Here is a 22483-nt window from a genome sequence, read left to right as displayed (position 1 = left end):
ACCGCGCGCCCGCATCCTGCGCGGTTCCCGGCGGGATGACGACGGGCCGCTCCGCTCCCGGGAGCCGCCCTGCTCCGCACATTCGAGGGGCCGGGCAGCCAAGACCGCCATACCGTGCACCCACACCCCCTCAATCTGGCGCTATGGCCCCATGTGCGCTTTCCGTCGACGGCCACACGAGGCAGGCGCACCGGGTGCCGACGAAGAGCGGAGGGCGGCGCGGCTCGACCGGGCGGCGCGCATCCGAGCGCCTGGGGGTCTCCCGCCCGCGCTCTCGCACTCCGGCGCCCCGGGCTCCGGCCGTCGCCGTCCGCTGCGCCGATCATCCGCCGCCGGTGCTCATGGCCACCGGCGGCGCACGGGGGTGCCTCGGTGGTCAGCCGTGGTGGGCGGCGGCCGGGGTGCGGTGGGAGGCCGGCCAGGCGGCGGGGGTGAGGGCGTCGGGTGGGGGCGGGGGTGTGAGGGCGCCGGGCAGGCGGGGCAGGGGCGTGCCGCCGAGTGCGTCGGGTGCCGCCGGGTCGGCGGCACCGGCCACCGCGCCGCAGCCCGCCGCCGGGCGGGCCCCGCCCGCGCGGCCGAGGCCGGGGGCGAGGGTCTCGGCGAGCCGCCGTACGGCGGCGGCGCCGCCCGCGCCGTGCTCGTCGGCCAGCGCCTCGGGGTCCAGCCGCAGACGCAGCTCGCTCGCGAGTTCGGCCAGGGTGTGGGTGGCCCCGCCGGTCAGCCGCAGGCACTCGCGCAGCAGCGTCCACTCCCCCTGCCAGCTGCCCGGCGGACGGTCGTCGCTCGCCACCAGGCAGCGCACGAGCGCGCCCGACAGTGCGGGGATCTGGACCGCGCAGCCCTGCAGCGCCGCCGCGAGGATCGGGCCGCGCTCGTCGGGACCCACCCAGGGGGTGGCGCGGCCGCGCGGCAGCACCGGCACCGCCGCCGCGACCCGGCCCAGCACCTCGGCGGTGGCGTCGCAGGCGGCGGCGATGTCGGCCAGCGGCGCGCGGGGTCCGGCCCCGGGCTCGGGGCCTGGCAGCGGGCCCGCTGCCAGGCCGGTCTCGCGGGCGAAGGCGGCCGCCAGCAGCGCGGCGCGGCGGGCGGGGTCGCGCGGCTCGACCGCGCCGCCCCGGTCGCCGCCACTGCCGCCGTCGCCACCGGGGGCACCGTCGCCGCCAGGCGCACCGGGGTATCCCGCGTCCTCGGCGAACGGCTCCCCGGTGCCCGAGCCGCCGCCGAGCACCACCGGCAGGCCGGTGTCCAGCACCGACTCGATCCGGGCGCGGGCGCGGCGCACCTGTGCCGACCATCCGGCCGCCCGCAGGCCCAGCATGACCCCCACGGCGCGGGCTGCGGGGCCGCGCCCGGCCGGGGGCGCGGCGCGGTGGGCGGCCGACAGGGCGGCGAGCGCGCGCTCCGCGGTCTCCAGTTCGCCGCGCAGCACCCGCAGCGCGCGCTTGGCGACCAGCATCGCGCCGGTCTCGAACACGTCCTGGGCGGTGGTGCTGCGGCGGACGTGCCGCGCGCAGTCGGGGTCGCGCTGGGCGAGCACGGCGGTGAACGCGCGCTGGAGGGCCGCCGCCGGGTTGGCGTTCTCTCGGGCGGCGACCGCGACCAGGCGCGGGTCCAGGCCGTGGTCGGCGGCGACGGAGGTGATGGTGCGGGCCGCCTCCTCGGGCAGCGCGCCCAGGGACGCCTGGGCGCGGGCCAGCGCCGCCTGGGCGTCGAGCGCGGCCTGCAGCCAGGCGTCGTCGGCGACCGCCCGCTCCACGGGGGTCCCCGCGCGCACCGGGCAGAGCAGGCCGGTGTCGGTGAGCGGCCCGGTCGGCGCCAGGGCCGGGGCGGCGTTCATCAGGCGGCCGCCCCGTTCGGGGGCGCGGCGCCGGCGGGCGGCCGCGCGGGTGCGCGGCGCTCCGGACGCCGTCTTCTCGGGCATGTCCCTCCCTTCGCGGCGGTGCCGCCCGCACGCCGAGACGCCCCCGCGCGGCCGGACGGTCGCGGCGCGGGGGCGGCCATCGGCGGTCAGGCGCCGCTTGCGGCGGCCTGGTGCAGGCGGCCGGCCAGCTCCAGGCGCTTGATCTTGGTGGTGGCGGTCTGGGGCAGGTCCTCCAGGCGCCACTGCACCGGGTCGGCCAGCGGCGGCAGGTCCTCCACCGCGCGCTTCCAGGCGGCCGGGTCGAGCGGTTCGTCGTCGCGGGTGCAGACGACGGGGACGGGGGCGCCCTCGGGCGAGGGCACGATCACGACCTCCACCAGGGCGGGCAGACGGGCGAACAGCCGGTCCTCGATCTCCAGGGTGCTCTCGATGCCGGGGATCTCGTCCACCTCGCGGTCGAGCAGGTGCAGGCAGCCCCACTTGGTGCGGTAGCCCAGGTCGCCCATGCGCCACCAGGAGCCCTGCGCCTGCTTCTCCCAGCGGTGGTGCTCGCCGAGGTAGGTGAGGATGCGGCCGTCGCTGCTGACCTCGATGTAGCCGGGCGAGGACTTGGTGACGGGGCGGCCGTCGCGGCTGACCACCCGCACCCCGGTCATGCCGGGGAACGGCCGGCCCACGCACCGGCCGTCGAAGTCGTCGCCCATGGCGCGGTTGTAGGTGCGCGCGGCGATGGGGCCGACCTCGCTCTGGCCGTAGGCCTGGGCGAACAGCGGGTTGCGCCGGCGCGAGGCCGAGAGCATGCGCTGCACGGTGCGGGGGTGGATGGCGTCGAAGGTGCTGCTGAAGTACTTGACGTTGGCCAGCGGCTTGCGCGGGTCCTCGGCCAGCACCTCCCAGCGCAGGAAGGTGTTGGGGTGCGCCTCGATGAACCCGGGCGGCACCTGGGAGAACACCTCGGCGACCCGCTCGGGGTCGTCGTCGCGCAGGACGATCAGCGGGTGGCCCTGCAGGATCGAGATCGGCATGGCCGTGTACATGCGCGAGTGCACGAACGACACGTGCACGGCGACCGGCTCGCTGCGCCGCACCGCCGCGCCCACGATGGTGGCCTGCGGCCGGTAGCGGGCCTGGAAGGTGTGCCCGGTGTGCACCGCCAGCTTGGGCAGGCCGGTGGTGCCGGAGGTGTGGGTGATGAGGGTCGGGTGGGAGGGGGGCATCTCGACCGGGCGCACCCGGGGTGCGCCGGCGAGGGAGGCCAGGGAGACAGCGCCCTCGTAGGTGCCCGAGACCAGCAGCACGGTGCGGCAGGTGTCGAACACCTCGGCGGGCAGCTCGGTCTCCAGCTTGGCCTGGTCGGTGAGGAGGTAGGGGTTGTCGACGCGGCGGATGAGCTGGGCCACGGTGTCGCCGTCGAGCTTGGCCGACAGCATCACCGGGATGGCGCCGATGCGGGCGATGGCGCACGCCAGCAGGGAGATGTCGAAGTTGTCGGACTTGTGGACCACGACGTAGTCGCCGGGGCGGACCCGCACCGACCACAGGCGCGAGGCCGCGTCGGCCACCACCCGGGCCAGCTCGGTCAGGGAGGGGCGCCGGCCGGTCTCGGGGGCGATGTCGAGGTCGTGGTCGAGGATGACGGGCGAGGCCGGGTGCCGGGCGGCGGCCCGGTCGAACAGGGTGCCCAGCCGGATGCCCTTGTTTGCGATGCGCTGTAGGAACATTGCCCTTCCGTCCTGGTCGTCGCGCGTGAACGGCGGCCGGTCACGCCTGCTCGATGACGTCCTTGATGCGGCTCAGCGTCACGGCGAGGTCGGATTCGAGCTTTTCGGTCCACTCGGCGATGAACCGCTTGCGGTCCTCTTCGTCGAGGTCCGCGACGATCTTGTGGATGCCGGCCGTGGCGCGGCCCATCCGGAAGTGGTGGACGAGGACCGAGCCGCCCTCGCCGTCGGGCGCGACGTCGAAGCCCCAGATGCTCTCCTGGTCCTCCTTGGCGTGGGAGAGCATCATCCAGCGGAAGGTGCGGTCGGGCTCGGCGGCCACGACGCGGGCCTCGGTGTGCCAGGTGCCGCGCACCAGCGGCGCCCACCCGACCACGTCCTGGGCGCGGTAGTTCTCGCCCCGGAAGACCGAGCCCACGGCCCCCGGCTCGCCCTGCACCCACTCGCCGCCCCGGCACTCCGGGCTCCACTTGCCCTGGGACGGCAGGTCGCTGACGAGCGTGTAGACGGCGGACGGCGGCGCGGCGACCCGGATTTCGGCGCGCACCTCGAACAGCGGGGACTGGTCCACAATCGAAGTACTCATGGCGCTGAGGCTGGCAGCCGCGGCGCCGTCCGGGCCACGGCCGCCGGGGGCGTTGGTCAAGTCGGCGCCGTCGGCGCTGCCAGGGCGGGCGGCGGCGCCGGGCCGGGCGGCCGGGGCGGCGCCGCCGGCCCGGGCCGCCTCGACCGCGCCGGATCGCGCCGATCCCGCGGCGCTCTCGCCGACGCCGGTGGCCAGCACGAAGCGCACCCCCGCGCCCTCCCCCGCCTCCAGGCGGCGGTGGGCCTGGGCGGCCTCGCTCAGCGGCAGCACCTCCACCCGGCGCGGGCGCAGCCGCCCCGCCGCCGCCAGCCGGGCCACGTGGTCGGCGGCCGCCGCCAGCTCGTCGGTGGCGGCCTGGGAGATCGCGAACCCGGTGACGGTGCGGTCCAGCAGGTAGAGCGGTCCGGCGGGCAGGACGGGGCGGGTGGCCATGCCGGCCAGCAGCACCATGCGGCCGCGCCGCGCCAGCAGCGGCACGGCGGTCTCGACGTCGTTGCGGCCGGCGGCGTCGACCACCAGGTCGGCGCCCTCGGGGTGCAGCGCGGCGAGCGCACCGGCCAGGTCGGGGGCGCGGTAGTCCACGGCGGCCTCGGCGCCCAGCGCGCGGCAGTAGGCGGCGTCGGCGGCCGAGGCGACCGCCGTCACGCGGGCCCCGGCCTCTGCCGCCATCACCACGGCCGCGCCGCCCACGTTGCCCCCGGCGCCCACGACCACCACGCGCGCGCCGGGGCGCAGCCCGCCGTGCACGAACAGGGCGAGGTAGGCGGTGGCGGCGGGATGGGCCAGGGCGGCGGCCTCAGCCCCGGGCACCTCGGGCGGGAGCCGGTAGAGGCGGTCCGCGGGCACCGCGACCCGCTCGGCGGCGGCGCCCTGGCGGCCGGCGTGGCCCATGCTCAGGCACCACACCCGCTCACCCGGCACGAATCCCCCGGCCGGCGGGCTGTCGGCGGCCACGGTGCCCACGAGGTCGCGGCCGATGACGAACGGGAAGGTCAGCGGGGTGCGCCACGCACCGGAGCGGACGAAGGTGTCGACGTGGTTGACCGCGGTGTAGGCGACGTCCACCAGCACCTCGCCGGAAGCCGGCCGCGGTGGGGGCAGGTCGCCGTAGCGGATGTGCTCGGCCGGGCCGAGCGCCTCGATGTAAGCGGAGCGCATGGTGCGCCATTGTGGCCGCGCCCCCTCGGGCGGCGCCGGGGCGCGGGCGCACCCTGTGTCATCTCCAGCGCGAACGCCGCGGCGCCCGCGTCGGCGGCGGAATCCCTCACCTGGGCACCCCTCACCGACGAACACCCGATTCGTGACGGATGCACATTGCTACCGAATCGTGACGCTTCCTAGCATTGCGGTGCAGGCGAAGAACGGCCGCCAGTCACGGCGGACCGCAGTGACCAGTAGCCGCGACCGAGACCGCCCGAACAGGCCATAAGCCGCCGGGCAGCCCCATCCGTGGTTTTCGATCTTTCGCCCAAGGACGCACAGTGCACCCCATCCCTACCGTGATGGCACACGCAAGGCGCCACACCGCCGACGACCCGAGCAGTCCCAGCAGTCCGAGCACTCCCGGAACCCCGAGTGCCCCCCAACCCCGGGGGGCTCTGCGGGCCCCGGTGGCCCCGAGCACCCCGTGGACCCACTTCTCCACACCCCTGATCGGCCGCGACGCCGAACTCGACGCCCTCCAGCGCCGCCTGGCAGACCCCGCCGTGCGCGTGCTGACCATCACCGGACCGGTGGGGGTGGGCAAGAGCGCCCTGGCGGCAGCGGTCTTCCGGGCGGTGGCGCACCGGTTCGGCGCCGGCGCCGCCGCCCTCGACGTGGAGTCCGCCCGCACCGAGTCGGCGGTGGCCGACCGGCTGCTGCGGGCGCTGCCGCCCGCCACCGCCCCGGGCGCCCCGCGCCCGGCCGCGCGCTTCCTGCTCGCCGTGGACGGCGGGCCCGGTCTGGGCGCGCTGCTGGGCGGACCGCTGGCGCGGGCGCTGGCCGAGCGGCCCGAGGTGACCGTGCTGGTCGCCGCCCGCGAGGCGCTGGGCGTCTACGGCGAGGAGGTCTTCCCGCTGCGCGCCCTGCCCGTCCCCGCGCCGGGACCGCGCCGGGGTCCGGCCGGCGGCGCGCCGCGGCCGGAGGCCCTGCTGGCCCTGCCCTCGGTGCGGCTGTTCGTCAGCCGCGCCCGCGCCGCGCGGCCCGGATTTCGCCTCACGCCCGGCAACGCCGAGGCGGTGGCGCGGCTGTGCGAGCGCACCGACGGCCTGCCGCTGGCGATCGAACTGGCCGCCGGCCAGCTGAAGCTGTACACACCCCAGGACGTGCTGGCGGTGCTGGAGTCCGACCTGGGCGTGCTGGCCGCCGACGGCGGGTGCACGCTGTCGCGGCACGCCGACATGCGCGCGGCCATCGACTCCTGCGCGGAGCGGCTGTGCGAGGGCGACCTCGACCTGCTCGGCCGCGTGGCCGCCTACCACGACGGCGTCGACCTGGCCGCCGCGGCCGCGCTGGCCGGCGGCGGCACCGCGCGGGCGCGCGTCCGCGTGGCGCGGCTGGTCGACGCCGGCCTGCTCAGCGCCGAGGAGGCCGACGCGGGCGAGGCCGCGCACGGCCCGGCCGAGCCGGCCGCGGCGGCGGAGGGTGTGCGGCCGTTCGGCGGGGGCGGTCTGGTGTTCCGCGTCGGCGGGCTGACCAAGCGCTACGTGCTGGAGCGGCTGCGCCGCGACGGCCGCCTGGAGGAGGCGCTGCGCGCCCACGCCCGCCACCTGCTCGACCTGGTGGCGGCGGGCCCCTGGGCGCCGCCGCGCCGCGTGCCCGGGCGCTGGCGGGTCGACGCCGAGTCCGCGCAGTACTTCCTGCTGGACACCGGCGACGTCGCGGGCGCGGTGCGGCTGGCGTGCGCGCTCGCGCCCACCTGGCCCGTCGGCGGCGGGCTGCGGCGCACCGCGACCTTTCTGGAGGAGGCCCTGCGCGACCCGGCCCTGGGCGCCGAGGCGGCGATCGACGCGGGCTCGGCCCTGGGCGAACTGCTCACCTGGCAGGGCGAGCACGCGCGGGCCGGGGCCGCGCTTGAGGCGGCGCTCGCGGCGGCCCGGCTGCTGGACGAACCGCTGCGGGCGGCGATCGCCGAGCGCCGCCTGGGCGCGCTGGCGGTGCACCGGGGCGACCACGCCGCGGCGCTGCCGCTGCTGCGCGGCGCGCTCGACGCGGTCGACGCCCTGCGTGCGCTGCACCGCGCCGAGCCCGCTGCGGGCCGCGCCGGCGGACGCGGCGCGCGCGGCGTGCTCGGCGGCGCGGGCGTCCCGGGCGACGGGGGCTCCGGCGCGGCCTGGCGCGAGCGGCGCCGCGGCGCCGGCCTGGCGGTCGTCCCGGCGGGACCGGCGGCCGAGGCGGACGGCGGCGCGGCCGCGCGGGCGGCCGCGGCCCGGGGCTCCGGCGGCGGGGTGGCGGCCGCCGGAGGGCCGGCGGGCGGCGGGACCGGCGCGGGCCGGTCCGCCGCCGACCGGCCGGCCGTGCCGGCGGGCGGCGGGATCCGCTCCGGCAGGCGCGCCCACGGCCATGGCGCGCACCGGCGGACCGGCCCCCTGACGGGCGGCCTCGCCGCCGCCGCGGCCGGCCTCGGCGCGGCCGACGGAGGGCTCCGCCGGCACCGCGCCCCGCGCGGCGGCCACGCCGGGGCGGGGCTCGCCGGGCGGCTGTCGTCCGCCGCGCCGCTGGGCGGGCGCGCCGGCGCGCCCGCCGGCCTGCTCGACGTCCTCGGCGGCGCCGATGGCACCGGCCGCGGGCGGGCGGAGGGCGTCTTCGGCTTCCCCGGCCGCGCCGACGGGTGCGGCGGCACGGGCGCTTGGTCCGACACCGCCGGGACGGCCGGGGACGCGCGGGCCGCGCACGAACGCACCGGCGCCGTCCTCACCGGCGAACGCGCCCACTGCCTGCGCCACCTGGCCGAGGCCCTGCTCGCGACCGGACGGCCCGACGAGGCCGAGGCGGCGGCGGTCGACGCGGTGTGCGCCTACGAGAGCGTCGGCGACACCGAGGGCGCCCTGCTCGCCGGACTGGTCCTGGCCTCGGCCCGCGCCGCGCGCGGCCGCACCGCCGACGCCGAGCGGCGCGGGCGCGCGGCCCTGGAGCGGGCCCGCGAGCGCGCCGACCGCGCCGGAGGCGCGGCGGCCCTGGAGGAGTGGGCCGCGCTGCGGATCGCCCGGGGCACCGTGGGGCGCCGGCCGCAGGAGGCGGTGGCGGCCCTGGCCGCCGCGTCGGCGCTGCGCGCCGACCTCGGCTGCACGGCACCGCACGACCTCGCCCGGCGGGTCCGCGAGGCGATGGACGCGGCGCGCGCGGCGGCCGGCCCCGAGGCGGTCGCGGCCGCCTGGGAGCGGGGTGCGGAGTTCGACCTGGACACGGCGGTGGCGGCGGCCCTCGCCACCGAGCCCGACGCCCCGACCCGGACGCCCCTCGGGGGCGCCGCCGGGGGCCGCCCGCACGCGGCCCTGGCCAACGCGCCCGACCCGGCACCGGCGGCGCACACGGCGGCGACCGTCGCCGGGCACCCGGAACCGGGTGCGGAGACGGGGTTCGGGGCGTGCGCCGAGGCCGTGTTCACGGGCATCCCGGCGGGTGGCGCGGTGCGGTCCGGCCGCGCCCCGGAGCCGCGCGGCGGCCACGGCGCCCCCCTCGGCACGGGCCGCGCGGCGGTGTCGCCGCCGCTCCCGGAGACGGGTGGCACCGTGCGTTCGGAGGCGGTGCCGGGCGCGCTCCGCGAAGCCGGAACCGGCACGCCCCCGGCGACGGCGGCGGTGATGCGCCCCGAGGCGGCACGGGGAACGGGCCCGGCCCCGGCGGCGGGCTCGCGGGCGGCGTACCGGGCGGCGGCGCCGAGCGCCCCGCGCACCGCCGCCGAGCCCGGCGCCCTGCCCCGGCCCGAGCAGGCCGGGCGGCCCGAGTCGGCGGCACCGATGCCGCCGGACTCACCGCTGACCCCGCGCGAGACCCAGGTCGCCCGCCTGGTCGCGGAGGGCATGACCAACCGCGAGATCGCCCGCGCGCTGGGCATCGCGGAGTGGACCGCGATCAACCACCTGCGCAAGATCATGCGCAAGCTGGACTGCTCCTCCCGCGTCCAGGTGGCGCGCTGGGTCACCCGCGCGTCGGCGGACGGCCCCGAGCGCTGATCGCACCCCGACAGCAGCCCGGGCCGGCCGGAAGCCCCCAGGCCGCCCCCGGCCCGGGCTGTACCACCACGACCACCGCAGTTCGCCGGGCCCGGAGCCTGGGCGGGCGCGCGCACCCGTTGTCCGTCCGGGGGAAGCAGCCCGCCTCCGCCGGACCAGGGGACTCGCCGCCTCCCCGAGACCCCCTGTCCGGACCAGAAACGCGGCCATCGCCCCGGGTGGCGCACACCCGCCCTCGCAGGAACGGCCGCCCCCTGGACTCGACGGCGGCGCCGGCGCGCTAGGGCCGGGGCTGGACGGATTCGGCGGCGGCCGTGCCGTCGGCGAGGTGCAGGATCGCGTCGGCGGCGGCGACGGTCTCCCGGTCCAGCGGGAAGTAGCCCTGCTCCGGCCGGTGGTCGGTGCGGCTCCGGGCGGGCGGGAGCGTGTCGGCCGGGACCAGGCCCCAGGGGGCCGCCCGCGTCTGGAGTCCGGCCTCGTAGGTGCCGGGCTCGGGCTCGGCCAGGCCCATGGCCGCGCTGCGGCCCAGGCTGCCGGCGATGAAGGTGTAGCCGCTCTCACCGGCCGACTGCTCCGCGACGGCGCCGGCGGAGAACCAGGTGAGGTCCAGGCTCTCCGTCCGCCACCGGCCCGGGTTGCGCTGGAGGTGGGTGTTGTGGGCGAACGCCAGCGTGGGGCCGCGCCCCGCCTCGGCGGCCCGGATGTCGGCGAGGTTGTCGGCCATGAGCACGTCGCGCGTGATGAGCAGGCGGGTGTAGCGCTCCTGCCGGTCGATGTCCTCCGCGCACCGCTCGTGGTAGCGCAGGAGTCCGATCCCGGCGGTCAGGTGGGTCCGCGCCCGCCGCCAGGCGGCGCGCGAGGTCGCCGGGACGAGTTCGGGCGCCCGCGCGTAAAGGGTGGTGAGCAGGTCGTCGGCGATCACCCGCAGCCGCCCGGCCTCGGCCGTGGCGCCCATGGACGCGGCCGGGTCCATGACCGCCTCGGTGCGGCTCCACCGCTCGTCGGCACCGGCGGCGCCCGCGATGTCGAGGTCCAGTCCCAGGTAGTCCCGGACGTGCTCCAGGTAGGCGCGCGGGCTGGGCGCGCTCATCATCTCCGTGGGGATGTCGAACCCGTGGAAGGCCAGCCGCTCCTCGGGCGGGCGCCCGGTGTTGTACTCGCGCATCCAGGCGAGCAGCCGGCCGGTGGCCTCCGGGCCGCCCAGGCCCCCGACACCGTGGGAGAACCCCTCCTGGAGCACGGATTCGAGGGTGCCCGCTCCCCCCTGGACGTAGTCGTCGACGGCGAGCGCCGCCACGCGGTCGGTCTCCAGGGCGATCGACCGGAAGCCCCGGTCGACCAGCCGGGCGAACAGCTCGTTGCGGACCAGCGCGAACGCCGGCTCGCCGTGCGTGGGCTCCCCGATCCCCAGCAGGGCGCAGGAGTCGGGGACGAAGTGGTACATGTCCTGAGTCATGTGGCTCAAGCGTATCCTTGAAAGGACCGTTGAGACTCAGGGCCGATCCGGTCCGTCTGGACGGCTGTCCGTAGGCTGAAAGTCTCAAACCGGTGGTATCCATGCGGCCCTTGGACCTCGCGCGCGAGCACGGCATCTCGACCCAGGCGGTCCGCAACTACGAGCGCGACGGCTTCCTCCCCGCCGCCGAGCGCACGCCCGCCGGCTACCGGGTCTACACCGACCTCCACGCGGCGGCGCTGCGCACCTTCCTCGCGCTCGTCCCGGCCCACGGGCACGCCGCGGCCGGGCGGATCATGAACGCCGTCCACGGCGGCCGGATCGACGACGCCCTGGCGGCCGTGGACGAGGGCCACGCCCAACTGCTCCGCGACCGCGCCACCCTCGACGGCGTGCGCGAGGCCGTGGAGCACCTGCGCGCCGACCCCGGCGCCGCCCCCGGCACGGCGGCCGACACCGGCGCCCGCACCATCGGCGAACTCGCGCGCCGCCTGCGGGTGACCCCGGCGACCCTGCGCAACTGGGAGGACGCCGGAATCGTGGTCCCCTCGCGCGACCCCGCCACCGGGTACCGCCTCTACCGCGCCGGTGACGTGCGCGACGCCGAACTGGCCCACCTCCTGCGGCGCGGGGGCTACCCGCTGGACCGCATCGCCGCCGTGGTCGCCCAGGTCCGCACGGCCGGCGGCACCGACGCGCTCGCCGGCGCCCTGGCCGAGTGGCAGCGCAGGCTGACCGCCCGGGGCCGCGCGATGCTCGACGCGGCCGCCCTGCTCAGCCGCTACCTGCGGGTGTACTCCGCCTAGCGCCGGGGTCCGCGCTCCGTCTCCTCCGCGCCGCCGGCCCGCGCCCGCGGTGTATCTCGGCCCTCCCCCGTGCCGCACGACCGGCGTCCCGGTCCCCCCGCCATCGTCCTTGTCATCGTCCTTGTCATCCTCACTTGCCATCCCTCGTGCCATTCCCCCTTGCCATGCCCGCCGCCCGCCGCCCCGCCGCCCGCCTCTTCCACGGCAATTAACTGCCGTTTCCCGCATTTCCCCGCGCACAACATATTGCCATTGGCATTGCCATTCATTCCGCGCCACGCGATTCCTATTCTCCGAGCAGTACCGCGAAACAGAAATGAAATCGATTTCGGCGGAGACGATCAGCGGAGGCAGGAATGGACACTGGAACAGCGCACCGGCCGCGCACGCGTGTCGGCTCCGGGCATCCGGCGCACGCGGGCCACCCCCTTCACCCCGACCCGCGGGTGCGGCCCGTACGCGAGCACCGCGGGCGGCCGGCGCGGCCGCTGCGCACGCGGCCCGCCCCGCTCACCGCGTCGCCGATCTTCCGCGAGCTGAGCGAGGACCTGTTCGCCTCCCTGCCCCGCAGCGACCAGCGCGGCAAGGGCGTCGCCTACCTGCGCGGCCTGCTCGCCACGCCCGGCCGCAAGTCCGTGCGCAACATGGCCGCCGGGCTGGGCGGCGCCGAGAGCTGCTCGGCCACCGGCCAGAGCCTGCACCACTTCATCTGCAACTCCACCTGGGACTGGCTGCCCGTGCGCCGCACGCTGGCCCAGCGGCTGGCCGGCTGGCTGCCGCCGCGCGCCTGGGTGGTGCGCCCGCTGATCATCCCCAAGACGGGCCAGCACTCCGCCGGGGTCGGCCGGTTCTTCTCCGACGGCGGCCGGGTGGTCAGCGCCCAGCGCGCCGTGGGCGTCTGGTTCGTCACCGACCGCACGGCCGTGCCCGTCCACTGGCAGCTCGACATGCCCGAGCCGGGCGGCGACGGCCGCACCGGCGGCTACGCCGACCTCGCCGCCGACGCCTGCCTGGAGATGGCCGCCGAGTGGGGCCTGCCCTCAGCGCCCGTGCTGCTCGACCTGGACGGCGCCGACCCCGTCCCCGCCCTGCGCCGGCTGCGCGCCGCCGGGATGACGCCGGTGGCCCGGCTGCCCCGCGACCGCGAACTCGCCGTGGCCGATCCCGCGCTGACCGGCCACACCGGCACCGTGCTGACCGCCGAGCGGATCATGCGCGCCGCCCGCGCCCTGCGCCGCCCCCTGCCCGGGGCCCGCGCCGGCCGCCCGCCGCGCCCGGTGCTGGGCGTATCGGTGGGGGTGGCCCTGCCCGGCCAGACCCGCCCGGGCGAGCCCGACCTGGCGGTCACCGGCACCGCGCCGGCCGGGGGCACCTGGCCCGAGGAGATTTGGCTGTCGGGCCGCACCGCCTACCGGAGCGCGCCGCCGCTGTGGGCGCTGCGCACCCTGGTGCGGCGGGTGGACGTCTCCCTGCACGCCATCGGCGACCGCGTCGGCCTGCGCGACTACGCCGGCCGCTCCTTCGCCGGGTGGCACCGCCACATCACCCTGGCCTCCGCCGCCCACGCCGTCGCCGCCTTCAGCACCGACCACCGTGCCACGCGCCGCCCCCTGGCCTGAAGGGCGGCGCCCGAGCCCAGCGCCGCGCGCCGCCACTCCCGGCGCGCAGCCACAGGCCACCCGACGCGGGCGCGCTGAACGCGTCCGGTCACCGGCGGCGCCGCGCCCGCGGCGCCCGGCAAGTGGAGGACAGTGGAGGACCCCGTGGACATCGACCTGCTCGCCGCCCGCTCGCACACCGCACCCCAGCAGCCCGACTGGGCCACCCACCCGCGGCTGCCCGAGGTGCGGGCCCGGCTCGCCGAGCTGCCGCCGCTGGTGCGCCGGCGCGACACCGACCGGCTGCGCGGCCTGCTGGCGCGCGTGGCGGCCGGGGAGGCCCAGGCCGTGGTGGTCGGCGACTGCGCCGAGGACCCCGCCGAGAGCGGCGGGCCCGACGTCGCCGCGAAGTCCGGCCTCGCCGAGGCGATCGCCGGAACCCTGAAGATGATCACCCGCCGGCCGGTCGTGCGCGCCGCGCGCATCGCGGGCCAGTACGCCAAGCCGCGGTCGCGCCCGGTCGAGCGCGTCGGCGGCCGCGACCTGCCGGTCTACCGCGGCCACATGGTCAACGCCCCCGACCCCGACCCGGAGTCCCGCACCCCCGACCCCGAGCGCATGCTCACCGGCTACGCCTCGGCCCACGCGGTCATGGGCCACCTGGGCTGGCTGAGCGGGCGCACCCGCGAGGGCTGCCCGTCGGTGTGGACCGCGCACGAGGCCCTGCTGCTGGACTACGAGCTGGCCATGACCCGCCGCTCGGCCGACGGCCGGCACCTGCTGGCCTCCACGCACTGGCCCTGGCTGGGCGAGCGCACCCGCGCAGCCGACGGCCTGCACGCCGCGCTGCTGGCCTCGGTGGTCAACCCGGTCTCCTGCAAGGTCGGCCCCACCATCACCCCCGAGGAGCTGCTGGCGCTGTGCGAGCGCCTGGACCCCGACCGCGAGCCGGGCCGGCTGACGCTGACGGTGCGCATGGGCGCCGGGCGCACCGGCCGGCTCCCCGAGCTGGTCGAGGCGGTGCGCCGCGCCGGCCACCCCGTCATCTGGATGTCGGACCCCATGCACGGCAACACCGTCACCGCCCCCTCGGGCCTCAAGACCCGGTTCGTGGAGGCGATCGTGCAGGAGGTCCGGGAGTTCCAGGCGGCCGTGCGCGAGGCCGGCGGCGTGCCCGGCGGCCTGCACCTGGAGACCACACCCGAACCGGTGACCGAGTGCGTCCAGGACGTCTCGCGCGTGCACCAGGTGCCGGGCAAGTACACGTCCTTCTGCGACCCCCGCCTCAACCCGGGCCAGGCCACCGCCGTGGTGGCCGCCTGGAACGCCTGAAGGCGCCCCGCGGCCCTGACCCCGCCGCTCCCCCACCGACCGAGAGGACACGACGCCATGAAGGGAACCACGGCACTGGTCACCGGCGCCGCGGGCGGCATCGGCGCCGCCGTCGCCCGCGCGCTGGCCGAGGAGGGCGCGGCGGTCGCCCTGGTCGACCGCACCCAGGAGGGGCTCGACCGCCTGGCCGCCGACCTGGCGGCCGACGGCCACGGCGTCCTGGCGCTGGCCGCCGACGTGCGCTCCGACACCGAGGCGCGCCGCGCGGTGGCCGCGGTCGAGGACCGCCTGGGTCCGCTGGACCACCTGGTCAACGCGGCCGGGGTGCTGCGGCTGGGCCCGGCCTGGGAGCTGACCGACGACCAGTGGGCCGAGAGCATCGGGGTGAACGCCACCGGGGTGTTCACCATGAGCCGCGCGGCGGCGGCCCGGATGGTGCCGCGCGGGCGCGGCGCGATCGTCACCGTCACCTCCAACGCCGCCGGCACCGCCCGCAAGGGCATGGCCGCCTACGCCGCGTCCAAGGCGGCCTCGGAGATGTTCACCAAGTGCCTGGGCCTGGAGCTGGCCGAGCACGGCATCCGCTGCAACACCGTGGCCCCCGGCTCCACCGACACCCCGATGCTGCACTCCATGTGGGCCGGCGCCGCCGACCGCGCGCGCACCCTCGACGGCGACCCCGCGGCCTACCGCGTGGGCATCCCGCTGCGCCGCCTGGCCGCGCCCGAGGACGTCGCGGCCGCCGTGGCGTTCCTGCTGTCGGACTCCGCCCGGCACATCACCATGCACACCCTCACCGTCGACGGGGGCGCCACCCTCGGCGTCTGATCCGCCGGGGCGCCCCCGCCGACCCCGCGAGAAAGGGGACCCATGCCCGCCATCCCGCCCATCAGCGCCTATCCCATGCCCACCGCGGGGGAGCTGCCGGCCAACACGGCCGACTGGACGCTCCAGCCGCACCGGGCCGTGCTCCTGGTGCACGACATGCAGCGCTTCTTCCTGCGCCCGTTCGGATCGGCGCCGGCGCTGCGCGACCGCCTCGTGGAGAACTGCGGGCTGCTGCGCGACCGCTGCGCCGGCCTGGGCGTGCCCGTGGCCTACACCGCCCAGCCCGGCGGCATGAGCCCCAGCGAGCGCGGCCTGCTGCGCGACTTCTGGGGCCCGGGCATGGACGCCACCCCCGAGGACCGGGCGGTGGTGGACCGGCTCGCGCCCCGCGACGGCGACTGGCTGCTCACCAAGTGGCGCTACAGCGCCTTCCACCGCACCGGCCTGCTGGAGCGCATGCGCGCCGAGGGCCGCGACCAACTGCTGGTGTGCGGCGTCTACGCCCACGTCGGCATCCTGATGAGCTGCGTGGACGCCTTCACCAACGACATCCGGGTGTTCCTGGCCGCCGACGCCGTCGCCGACTTCGCACCCGGCTACCACCGCCTGGCCCTGGACTACACCGCCCAGCGCTGCGGCATGGTCCGCCTCACCGCCGACCTGCTCGACGCGCTGGACGCCGCCGAAGGCCGGCGGGCCGGTGTGGGCGGGCGCCTGGCCGAGGAGGTGCGCGCGTGAGCACCACCCCCTCCACCCCCCAGGCCGCCCCCGGACGCGACCTGCTGGCGGCCGTGCTGCGCGACCCGCCCGAGGCGTTCGCGCTGCTGCACCGCCCCCACTCCGGCCCCGGCCCCGACCGGGTCGAGGTCCTCACCGGCACCGCCGCGGCCGTGCCCCGGCTGGCCGACCTGCCGCTGCCGCCGCTGGAGGGGCCGGGCCGCGCCCGCCACGACGTGGTGGCCGTGGTCCCCTACCGCCAGCTCGCCGAACGCGGGTTCGCCTGCGTGGACGACGGCGCCCCGCTCATCGCGCTCCAGGTCGCCGACCAGCAGGAGGTCGCGCTGGAGGAGGTGCTGGCGCGCGTGGGCGACTCGGGGATCACCCTGGCCGACGGCGGGTTCGACATCGGCGACGAGGACTACGCCGCCGTCGCCCGCGACATCATCAACGGCGAGATCGGGCGCGGCGAGGGCGCGAACTTCGTGCTCAAGCGGACCTTCGTGGCGCACATCGAGGACTACTCCCCGGCCAGCGCGCTGACCCTCTTCCGGCGGCTGCTGGCCCAGGAGTCCGGCGCCTACTGGACGTTCGCCGTGCACACCCCCTACGGCGCGTTCGTGGGAGCATCGCCGGAGCTGCACGTCAGCGTGGACGGCGGCACCGCGCGGATGAACCCCATCAGCGGGACCTACCGGTTCCCCGGCACCGGCCCCACCCTCGACGGCGTCCTGGGCTTCCTCAACGACGCCAAGGAGACCGACGAGCTGTACATGGTCGTGGACGAGGAGCTGAAGATGATGGCCCGCGTCTGCGACACCGTGCCGCGGGTGGTGGGCCCCCGGCTGCGCGAGATGGCCCGCCTGGCCCACACCGAGTACGTGATCGAGGGGAGCACCCGCCGCGACCCCCGCCAGGTGCTCGGCGAGACCCTGTTCGCGCCCACGGTCACCGGCAGCCCGCTGGAGAGCGCCTGCCGGGTGATCGCCCGGCACGAGCCGGGCGGGCGCGGCCACTACAGCGGGGTGCTGGCCCTGCTGGGCCGCGACGCCGCCGGCGCGCGCAGCCTGGACTCGGCCATCATGATCCGCACCGCCGAGATCTCGCCGGAGGGCCGCGCCCGCATCGGCGTGGGCGCCACCCTGGTGCGCCACTCCGACCCCGCGGCCGAGGCCGCCGAGACCCGCGCCAAGGCGGCGGGCATGATCGCGGCGCTGGAGGGCACCCCGCGCAGCGTCGGCGACCACCCGCAGGTGCGGGCGGCGCTGCGGCGGCGCAACGAACGGGTGTCGGACTTCTGGCTGGGCGCCGCCGGCGCCGCCGCCGAGCGGCCCTTCGCCGGTCTGGACGTGCTGGTGGTCGACGCCGAGGACACGTTCACCGCGATGCTGGCCCACCAGTTGCGGGCGCTGGGCCCGCGGGTGGAGGTGTGCCGCTTCGACGAGGACCCGTGCCTGGACGGCCGCGGCCTGGTCGTGATGGGCCCGGGCCCGGGCGACCCGCGCGACCTGGGCGACCCCAAGATCGCGGCGCTGCGGGCGGGCCTGCGGCGGTTGCTGGCCGACCGCCGGCCGTTCCTGGCGGTCTGCCTGAGCCACCAGGTCCTCAGCCAGGAGCTGGGGCTGGAGGTGGTGCGCCGCCCCGCGCCCAACCAGGGCGCCCAGCACACCATCGACCTGTTCGGCAGCACCGAGCGCGTCGGCTTCTACAACACGTTCTCCGCGCGCAGCGCCGAGGACGTGCTCGCCCCGGCCCTGGCGGCGGGGCCGGTGGAGGTCAGCCGCGACCCCTGGACCGGCGAGGTGCACGCGCTGCGCGGCCCCGGGTTCGCCTCGATGCAGTTCCACCCGGAGTCGCTGCTCACCCGCGACGGCGTGGACATCCTCGGCCGGATGCTGGCGGGGGTGCTGGCGCCCGTGGCCACCGAGGTCGGCTGAGCCCGGCCCGGCGCGGCCGGGCGGAAGGGCACGCGAAAGGGGCCCCGCCGCAGGCGGGGCCCCTCGCCGCTGCGCGCGGCGGCGCCCTACAGGTCGACCGCCCCGCAGGCGAAGCAGGCCAGCAGGGTGCGCGCCTGGACGTTGACGTAGCGGGTGTGGCGCACCAGCGCGTGCAGCTGGTCCAGGCTCACCCAGCGGTACCCGGCGGGCTCGGCCAGCGGCGCGGTGGCCTCGTCGGCCTCCACCACCAGGTAGCGGCTCTCGGCGTGCAGGAACCGCCCGCCCTCCTCGGAGTGCACGGCCGCGTAGCGCACGCGCTCGGGCGGCGCCGCCAGCACGGCGTCCAGGAACGGCGGCGGCGCGGGCAGGTGGGCGTAGTTGGCGGGCGTGCACTGGACCGTGGGGGCCAGTTCCACGCCGTCCATCAGCCCGCCCTCGGGCCGGGCGTGCACCAGGACGTGGGGCACCCCGCCGAAGCGGCGCAGCAGGAACGCCGTGACGCCCAGGCCGCAGGGCCGCAGCAGCGGCTGGCACCACCGGGCGACCTCGCGGGTGCCGGCCTCCACCGCGACGGTGACGACCTCGAAGTAGCGGCCGGCCTCGTGGCGGATCCGGTCCTCCTCGCGCACCCAGTGGGGGATCGACTTGAGGGGGACGGTGCGGGTGCGCACGCGGTGGCGGGTGCGCTCGCCGGTGAACCACGACAGCAGCGCGGTGTCGTCGTGCAGCGCGCGGTCGGCGCCCTCCGGAACCGGGGCGCCGGCCAGCACGGTGCGGGCGTCCATGTTGACGGCGTTGTCGTGGCGCAGCAGCCGGCCCAGCGCGCCCAGGGTGACCCAGCGGAAGTCCTCGTGCTCGGGCACGTCGGCGCCGGGGGCGACCTCCACCAGCATGTTGCGGTTGACCTTGCGCAGGAACCACGAGCCGTGCTCGGACTGCAGCACGTCGGCGAGCACCCGGCCCCGGCGCGGCCCCATGAAGTACTCCAGGTAGCGCACCGCCCGGCCGCCGTGCACGCCGGTGTAGTTGCTGCGGGTGGCCTGCACCGTGGGCGAGAGCTGCACCAGGTTGCGGTTGCCCGGCTCCATCTTGGCCTGCATGAGGAACCGCAGCACGCCCCCGCGGCGCTGGGCGAGGATCCCCAGCACCCCGATCTCGGGCTGGTTGATGATGGGCTGGTGCCACTCGGCCGCCTCCTCGCCGGAGTCGGCGCGCACGTGCAGCCCTTCCACGGTGAAGAAGCCGCCGCTGCGGTGCACCAGGTCGCCGGTGTCGGCGCGGAGGTGCCAGCCGTCGGCCTCGGCGAAGGGCACCGGCCGCACGGAGAACCCGCCCTGGTCGGCGCGCCGGGACAGCCAGGCGAGCACGTCCTCGGGCGCGGCGTCCTCGGGCGCGGTCAGCGCGGCCGAGGCCCGCAGCGCGGCCGCGGCCCCGCCCTCGCGGCGGGGCCGCAGCAGGGGGCCGGTGCCCTCCTGCCCCAGCGGCGCGGCGGAGGCGCCGTTGAGCGGCGCGGTCGGGTGGGCGGTCTCAGGCGCCATGGCCACCGTCCTTCCCCGGGCGCAGCGGCTCCCACCAGGCGCGGTTGGCGCGGTACCAGGCGACCGTGTCGGCCAGGCCGTCCTCGAAGGCGACCCGGGGGGCGTAGCCGAGCTCGGTGCGGATCTTGGTGTCGTCCAGGGCGTAGCGGCGGTCGTGCCCGGCGCGGTCGGCCACCCACTCGATGGCCGAGGCGTCGGCGCCGCACAGCCGCAGCAGCCGCTCGGTCAGGTCGCGGTTGGTGTGCTCCTCGCCGCCGCCGACGTTGTAGACCTCGCCGGGGCGGCCCTTGGCCAGCACCAGGTGCAGGGCGCGGCAGTGGTCGTCGACGTGCAGCCACTCGCGCACGTTGAGCCCGTCGCCGTAGAGGGGCACGCGCTCGCCCTCCAGCAGGTTGGTGACAAAGCGCGGGATGACCTTCTCGGGGTGCTGGTAGGGGCCGTAGTTGTTGGAGCAGCGGGTGATGGACACGTCCATGCCGTGGGTGCGGGCGTAGGAGCGCACCATCAGGTCGGCGCCGGCCTTGGACGCCGCGTAGGGCGAGTTGGGGGCCAGCGGCTCGTTCTCGTCCCACCGGCCCTCGGCGATGGAGCCGTAGACCTCGTCGGTGGAGACGTGCAGGAAGCGCGGCACCCGCGCGGTGTGGGCGGCGTGCAGCAGCGCCTGGGTGCCCAGCACGTTGGTGCGGGCGAACTCCGCGGCGCCGGCGATCGAGCGGTCCACGTGGCTCTCGGCGGCGAAGTGCACCACCGCGTCGTGGCCGGGGACCAGGTCGGCCAGCAGGCCCGCGTCGCAGATGTCGCCGCGCACGACGGACAGCCGCGGCCCCTCCTCGGGCAGGTTGGCGCGGTTGCCGGCGTAGGTGAAGCGGTCGAGCACCGTGATCCGGGCGCCCTCGGCACCGGGAGCGGCGTCGGCCAGCACCGACCGCACGTAGTGCGAGCCGATGAATCCGGCGCCTCCGGTGACCAGGATCTTCATTTCGACACCTCCGTTGGCCCCGGCCCGCCTGAGCCGGAACGACAAGGCCGGAGAATCGCAGAGCGGTTGCTGATATGCAGCCTTGTCGAGGAAATGGGCGCCCTCAACGCGCGAATAATCCATATGTCAGGTCAGCGGGGTTCTCGTTGACACCGCGAGAAATGCAATGCGATTCTCAAACCGCTTCCGCCGAAGGGGAGGCGGGAGAAATTGTGGCGACCCGCCTCCCCGGCGAATTCCGCCACCAGCGATTCCACGACACAACCGCCGATCGAAAGGAGGTCGCGATGAGGGGGATCATCCTCGCCGGCGGGTCCGGCTCCCGGCTGCGCCCGATCACCTCGGGTGTCTCCAAGCAGCTGCTGCCGGTCTACAACAAGCCGATGGTCTACTACCCGCTGTCGGTTCTCATGCTCAGCGGCATCCGCGAGGTGCTCGTCATCTCGACCCCGCACGACCTGCCCGGCTTCCGCCGCCTCCTCGGCGACGGCAGCGGGCTCGGAATGGAGATCAGCTACGCCGAGCAGGACCGGCCGCGCGGGCTGGCCGACGCCTTCCGCGTGGGCGCCGGCTTCGTGGGCGACGAGCCCGTGGCCCTGGCGCTGGGCGACAACATCTTCCACGGCACCGGCCTGTCGGCGCTGCTGGCCCGCGAGGTGCAGGCGCTCAGGGGCTGCACCCTGTTCGGCTACGCGGTGTCCGACCCCCACCGCTACGGGGTGGGCGAGGCCGACGCCGCCGGCAACCTGGTCTCCCTGGAGGAGAAGCCGCGCGTGCCGCGCTCCAACCGCGCCATCACCGGGCTGTACTTCTACGAGCCCGACGTGGTGGACATCGCGCGCACCCTGAAGCCCTCGCCCCGCGGCGAACTGGAGATCACCGACGTCAACCGCGTGTACCTGGAGCAGGGCCGCGCCCGGCTGGTGGACCTGGGCCGGGGCTTCGCCTGGCTGGACACCGGCACCCACGACTCCCTGATCCAGGCGGGCGAGTTCGTCCGCACGCTGGAGCAGCGCCAGGGCGTGAGCATCGCCTGCATCGAGGAGGTGGCGCTGCGCATGGGCTTCATCGACGCCGAGGAGTGCCGCCGCCTCGGCGAGCGGCAGGCCGACTCCCCCTACGGCCGCTACATCCTGGAGGTCGCGCGCGCCGCCGCCGAGACGACCCCGCCCGGGTTCCTGCGCAGCGCCGAACTCCAGCCGCCCTTCCGGCCCGGCGACCCCGCCGGTCCGCTGCCCCACGACCCGGAGAGGACGGTCCCATGGCCGGCGACGGCATCCAACTCGGCCTGAGCGAGGCCGAGCGCCACACCGACACCTCCCAGCGCGACCGCGAGTTCGAACTCCTGGACCTGCGCTGGGACCTGCTGCCGGGGGTGTTCGCCCCGCACAACTCCCGCTCGACCGCCGCCTACACCTCGTGGCTGCCGATCCCCGCCGGGGGCACCGTGCTGGAGATGGGCTGCGGCGCGGGCGTCACCGCGGTCTACGCCGCCCTGCGCGGCGCCCGCGCGGTGGTGGCCGCCGACATCGCCGCGGCCGCCGTGGAGAACACCCGCGTCAACGCCGCCCGCCACGGCGTGTCCGACCGGGTGCGCGCGGTGCGCAGCGACATGTTCGCCGAGATCGGCCCCGAGGAGCGGTTCGACCTCATCTTCTGGAACTCCAGCGCGATCCCGGCCCCGGAGTCCTTCGTCTACACCCGCGACATCGAGTGGTCGCTGTTCGACCGCGACTACGCCTCCCACCGCGCCTACCTGCGCGAGGCGCCCCGCCGCCTCACCGAGGGCGGGCGGCTGTTCCTGGGCTTCAACACCAACGGCGACGTGGAGCGGCTGCACCGGCTCTGCGCCGAGGCCGGGCTGCGCGCGGTGGAGGCGCGCAGCATGACCACCACCTACAACGACGGCGCCACCACCACGCGGTTCATGCTGCTGGAGCTGCTGCCCGCCGACTCCGGGGGCTGATG

The 22483-nt window shown here is 77.0% G+C and carries 15 protein-coding genes; 9 read left to right on the top strand and 6 right to left on the bottom strand.

From position 1 onward, the window contains the following. Positions 1-376: 376 nt before the first annotated feature. The 3 genes from HNR12_RS26580 to HNR12_RS28900 all read right to left on the bottom strand — a co-directional run bounded on the left by HNR12_RS26580 (position 377) and on the right by HNR12_RS28900 (position 5326). On the bottom strand, positions 377-1921 hold the full coding sequence (locus tag HNR12_RS26580; protein WP_179770114.1) for a lyase family protein: 1545 nt from the start codon (positions 1919-1921) through the stop codon (positions 377-379). 86 nt (positions 1922-2007) lie between these two features. Next, the gene (locus HNR12_RS26575; protein ID WP_179770113.1) at positions 2008-3582 is read right to left on the bottom strand and encodes a class I adenylate-forming enzyme family protein; all 1575 of its coding nucleotides are present in this window, start codon (positions 3580-3582) and stop codon (positions 2008-2010) included. Between the two features lie 40 nt (positions 3583-3622). Next, a complete protein-coding gene (locus HNR12_RS28900) occupies positions 3623-5326 on the bottom strand; it encodes a zinc-binding dehydrogenase (RefSeq protein ID WP_179770112.1) in 1704 nt (567 codons plus the stop codon). 452 nt (positions 5327-5778) lie between these two features. Between HNR12_RS28900 and HNR12_RS29660 the strand changes: the two genes are divergently transcribed. Next, positions 5779-9324, top strand: coding sequence for a LuxR C-terminal-related transcriptional regulator (locus tag HNR12_RS29660; protein WP_218902057.1), 3546 nt, complete (start codon positions 5779-5781; stop codon positions 9322-9324). 280 nt (positions 9325-9604) lie between these two features. Here the strand turns inward: HNR12_RS29660 and HNR12_RS26560 are convergent, their stop codons facing one another. Next, positions 9605-10780 (bottom strand): erythromycin esterase family protein, encoded by a 1176-nt coding sequence (locus HNR12_RS26560; protein WP_179770111.1) that lies wholly within the window; start codon positions 10778-10780, stop codon positions 9605-9607. Positions 10781-10881: 101 nt separating this feature from the next. Between HNR12_RS26560 and HNR12_RS26555 the strand changes: the two genes are divergently transcribed. The 6 genes from HNR12_RS26555 (at position 10882) to HNR12_RS26530 (ending at position 17998) form a co-directional block, all read left to right on the top strand. Beyond that, positions 10882-11586, top strand: coding sequence for a TioE family transcriptional regulator (locus HNR12_RS26555; RefSeq protein WP_179770110.1), 705 nt, complete (start codon positions 10882-10884; stop codon positions 11584-11586). A 356-nt stretch (positions 11587-11942) separates the two neighbouring features. Further along, positions 11943-13205 carry an IS701 family transposase gene (locus tag HNR12_RS26550; protein WP_179770109.1) on the top strand — a complete coding sequence of 421 codons (1263 nt, stop codon included), beginning with the start codon at positions 11943-11945 and terminating at the stop codon, positions 13203-13205. Positions 13206-13349: 144 nt separating this feature from the next. Further along, complete coding sequence (locus HNR12_RS26545) at positions 13350-14516, top strand: 3-deoxy-7-phosphoheptulonate synthase (RefSeq protein WP_179770108.1); 1167 nt, start codon at positions 13350-13352, stop codon at positions 14514-14516. A 57-nt stretch (positions 14517-14573) separates the two neighbouring features. Further along, positions 14574-15344 carry a 2,3-dihydro-2,3-dihydroxybenzoate dehydrogenase gene (locus HNR12_RS26540; RefSeq protein WP_179770107.1) on the top strand — a complete coding sequence of 257 codons (771 nt, stop codon included), beginning with the start codon at positions 14574-14576 and terminating at the stop codon, positions 15342-15344. Positions 15345-15386: 42 nt separating this feature from the next. Then, positions 15387-16082 (top strand): isochorismatase family protein, encoded by a 696-nt coding sequence (locus HNR12_RS26535; protein ID WP_179770106.1) that lies wholly within the window; start codon positions 15387-15389, stop codon positions 16080-16082. After that, entirely contained in the window at positions 16079-17998 is a 1920-nt protein-coding gene (locus HNR12_RS26530; protein ID WP_179770105.1) for a chorismate-binding protein, read from the top strand. The genes HNR12_RS26535 and HNR12_RS26530 overlap by 4 nt, the downstream gene beginning before the upstream one ends. Before the next feature lie 86 nt (positions 17999-18084). Here HNR12_RS26530 and HNR12_RS26525 read toward each other — a convergent pair whose 3' ends face one another. Both HNR12_RS26525 and rfbB read right to left on the bottom strand, forming a co-directional pair. Then, entirely contained in the window at positions 18085-19536 is a 1452-nt protein-coding gene (locus HNR12_RS26525; protein ID WP_179770104.1) for an NDP-hexose 2,3-dehydratase family protein, read from the bottom strand. Then, the gene (gene rfbB / locus HNR12_RS26520) at positions 19526-20515 is read right to left on the bottom strand and encodes a dTDP-glucose 4,6-dehydratase (protein WP_179770103.1); all 990 of its coding nucleotides are present in this window, start codon (positions 20513-20515) and stop codon (positions 19526-19528) included. The genes HNR12_RS26525 and rfbB overlap by 11 nt, the downstream gene beginning before the upstream one ends. A gap of 287 nt (positions 20516-20802) precedes the next feature. Here rfbB and rfbA point away from each other — a divergent pair, with 287 nt between their 5' ends. Then, complete coding sequence (gene rfbA / locus HNR12_RS26515) at positions 20803-21807, top strand: glucose-1-phosphate thymidylyltransferase RfbA (protein ID WP_179770102.1); 1005 nt, start codon at positions 20803-20805, stop codon at positions 21805-21807. Beyond that, positions 21777-22481, top strand: coding sequence for a methyltransferase (locus tag HNR12_RS26510; RefSeq protein ID WP_179770101.1), 705 nt, complete (start codon positions 21777-21779; stop codon positions 22479-22481). Before rfbA ends, HNR12_RS26510 begins: the two co-directional genes overlap by 31 nt. The last annotated feature ends 2 nt before the right edge of the window (positions 22482-22483 follow it).

The sequence above is a fragment of the Streptomonospora nanhaiensis genome, from assembly GCF_013410565.1.
GTDB lineage: Bacteria > Actinomycetota > Actinomycetes > Streptosporangiales > Streptosporangiaceae > Streptomonospora > Streptomonospora nanhaiensis.
This window is presented reverse-complemented; position numbering and strand designations above follow the sequence as displayed.

What these genes read in the sequence shown, in the direction of transcription:
- rfbA (WP_179770102.1), top strand. Translation starts at nt 20,803, where the DNA reads ATGAGGGGGATCATCCTCGCCGGCGGGTCCGGCTCCCGGCTGCGCCCG.
- rfbB (WP_179770103.1), bottom strand. Translation starts at nt 20,515, where the DNA reads ATGAAGATCCTGGTCACCGGAGGCGCCGGATTCATCGGCTCGCACTAC.
- HNR12_RS26575 (WP_179770113.1), bottom strand. Translation starts at nt 3,582, where the DNA reads ATGTTCCTACAGCGCATCGCAAACAAGGGCATCCGGCTGGGCACCCTG.
- HNR12_RS26510 (WP_179770101.1), top strand. Translation starts at nt 21,777, where the DNA reads ATGGCCGGCGACGGCATCCAACTCGGCCTGAGCGAGGCCGAGCGCCAC.
- HNR12_RS26540 (WP_179770107.1), top strand. Translation starts at nt 14,574, where the DNA reads ATGAAGGGAACCACGGCACTGGTCACCGGCGCCGCGGGCGGCATCGGC.
- HNR12_RS26560 (WP_179770111.1), bottom strand. Translation starts at nt 10,780, where the DNA reads ATGACTCAGGACATGTACCACTTCGTCCCCGACTCCTGCGCCCTGCTG.
- HNR12_RS26535 (WP_179770106.1), top strand. Translation starts at nt 15,387, where the DNA reads ATGCCCGCCATCCCGCCCATCAGCGCCTATCCCATGCCCACCGCGGGG.
- HNR12_RS26550 (WP_179770109.1), top strand. Translation starts at nt 11,943, where the DNA reads ATGGACACTGGAACAGCGCACCGGCCGCGCACGCGTGTCGGCTCCGGG.
- HNR12_RS26580 (WP_179770114.1), bottom strand. Translation starts at nt 1,921, where the DNA reads ATGCCCGAGAAGACGGCGTCCGGAGCGCCGCGCACCCGCGCGGCCGCC.
- HNR12_RS26555 (WP_179770110.1), top strand. Translation starts at nt 10,882, where the DNA reads ATGCGGCCCTTGGACCTCGCGCGCGAGCACGGCATCTCGACCCAGGCG.
- HNR12_RS26525 (WP_179770104.1), bottom strand. Translation starts at nt 19,536, where the DNA reads ATGGCGCCTGAGACCGCCCACCCGACCGCGCCGCTCAACGGCGCCTCC.
- HNR12_RS28900 (WP_179770112.1), bottom strand. Translation starts at nt 5,326, where the DNA reads ATGCGCTCCGCTTACATCGAGGCGCTCGGCCCGGCCGAGCACATCCGC.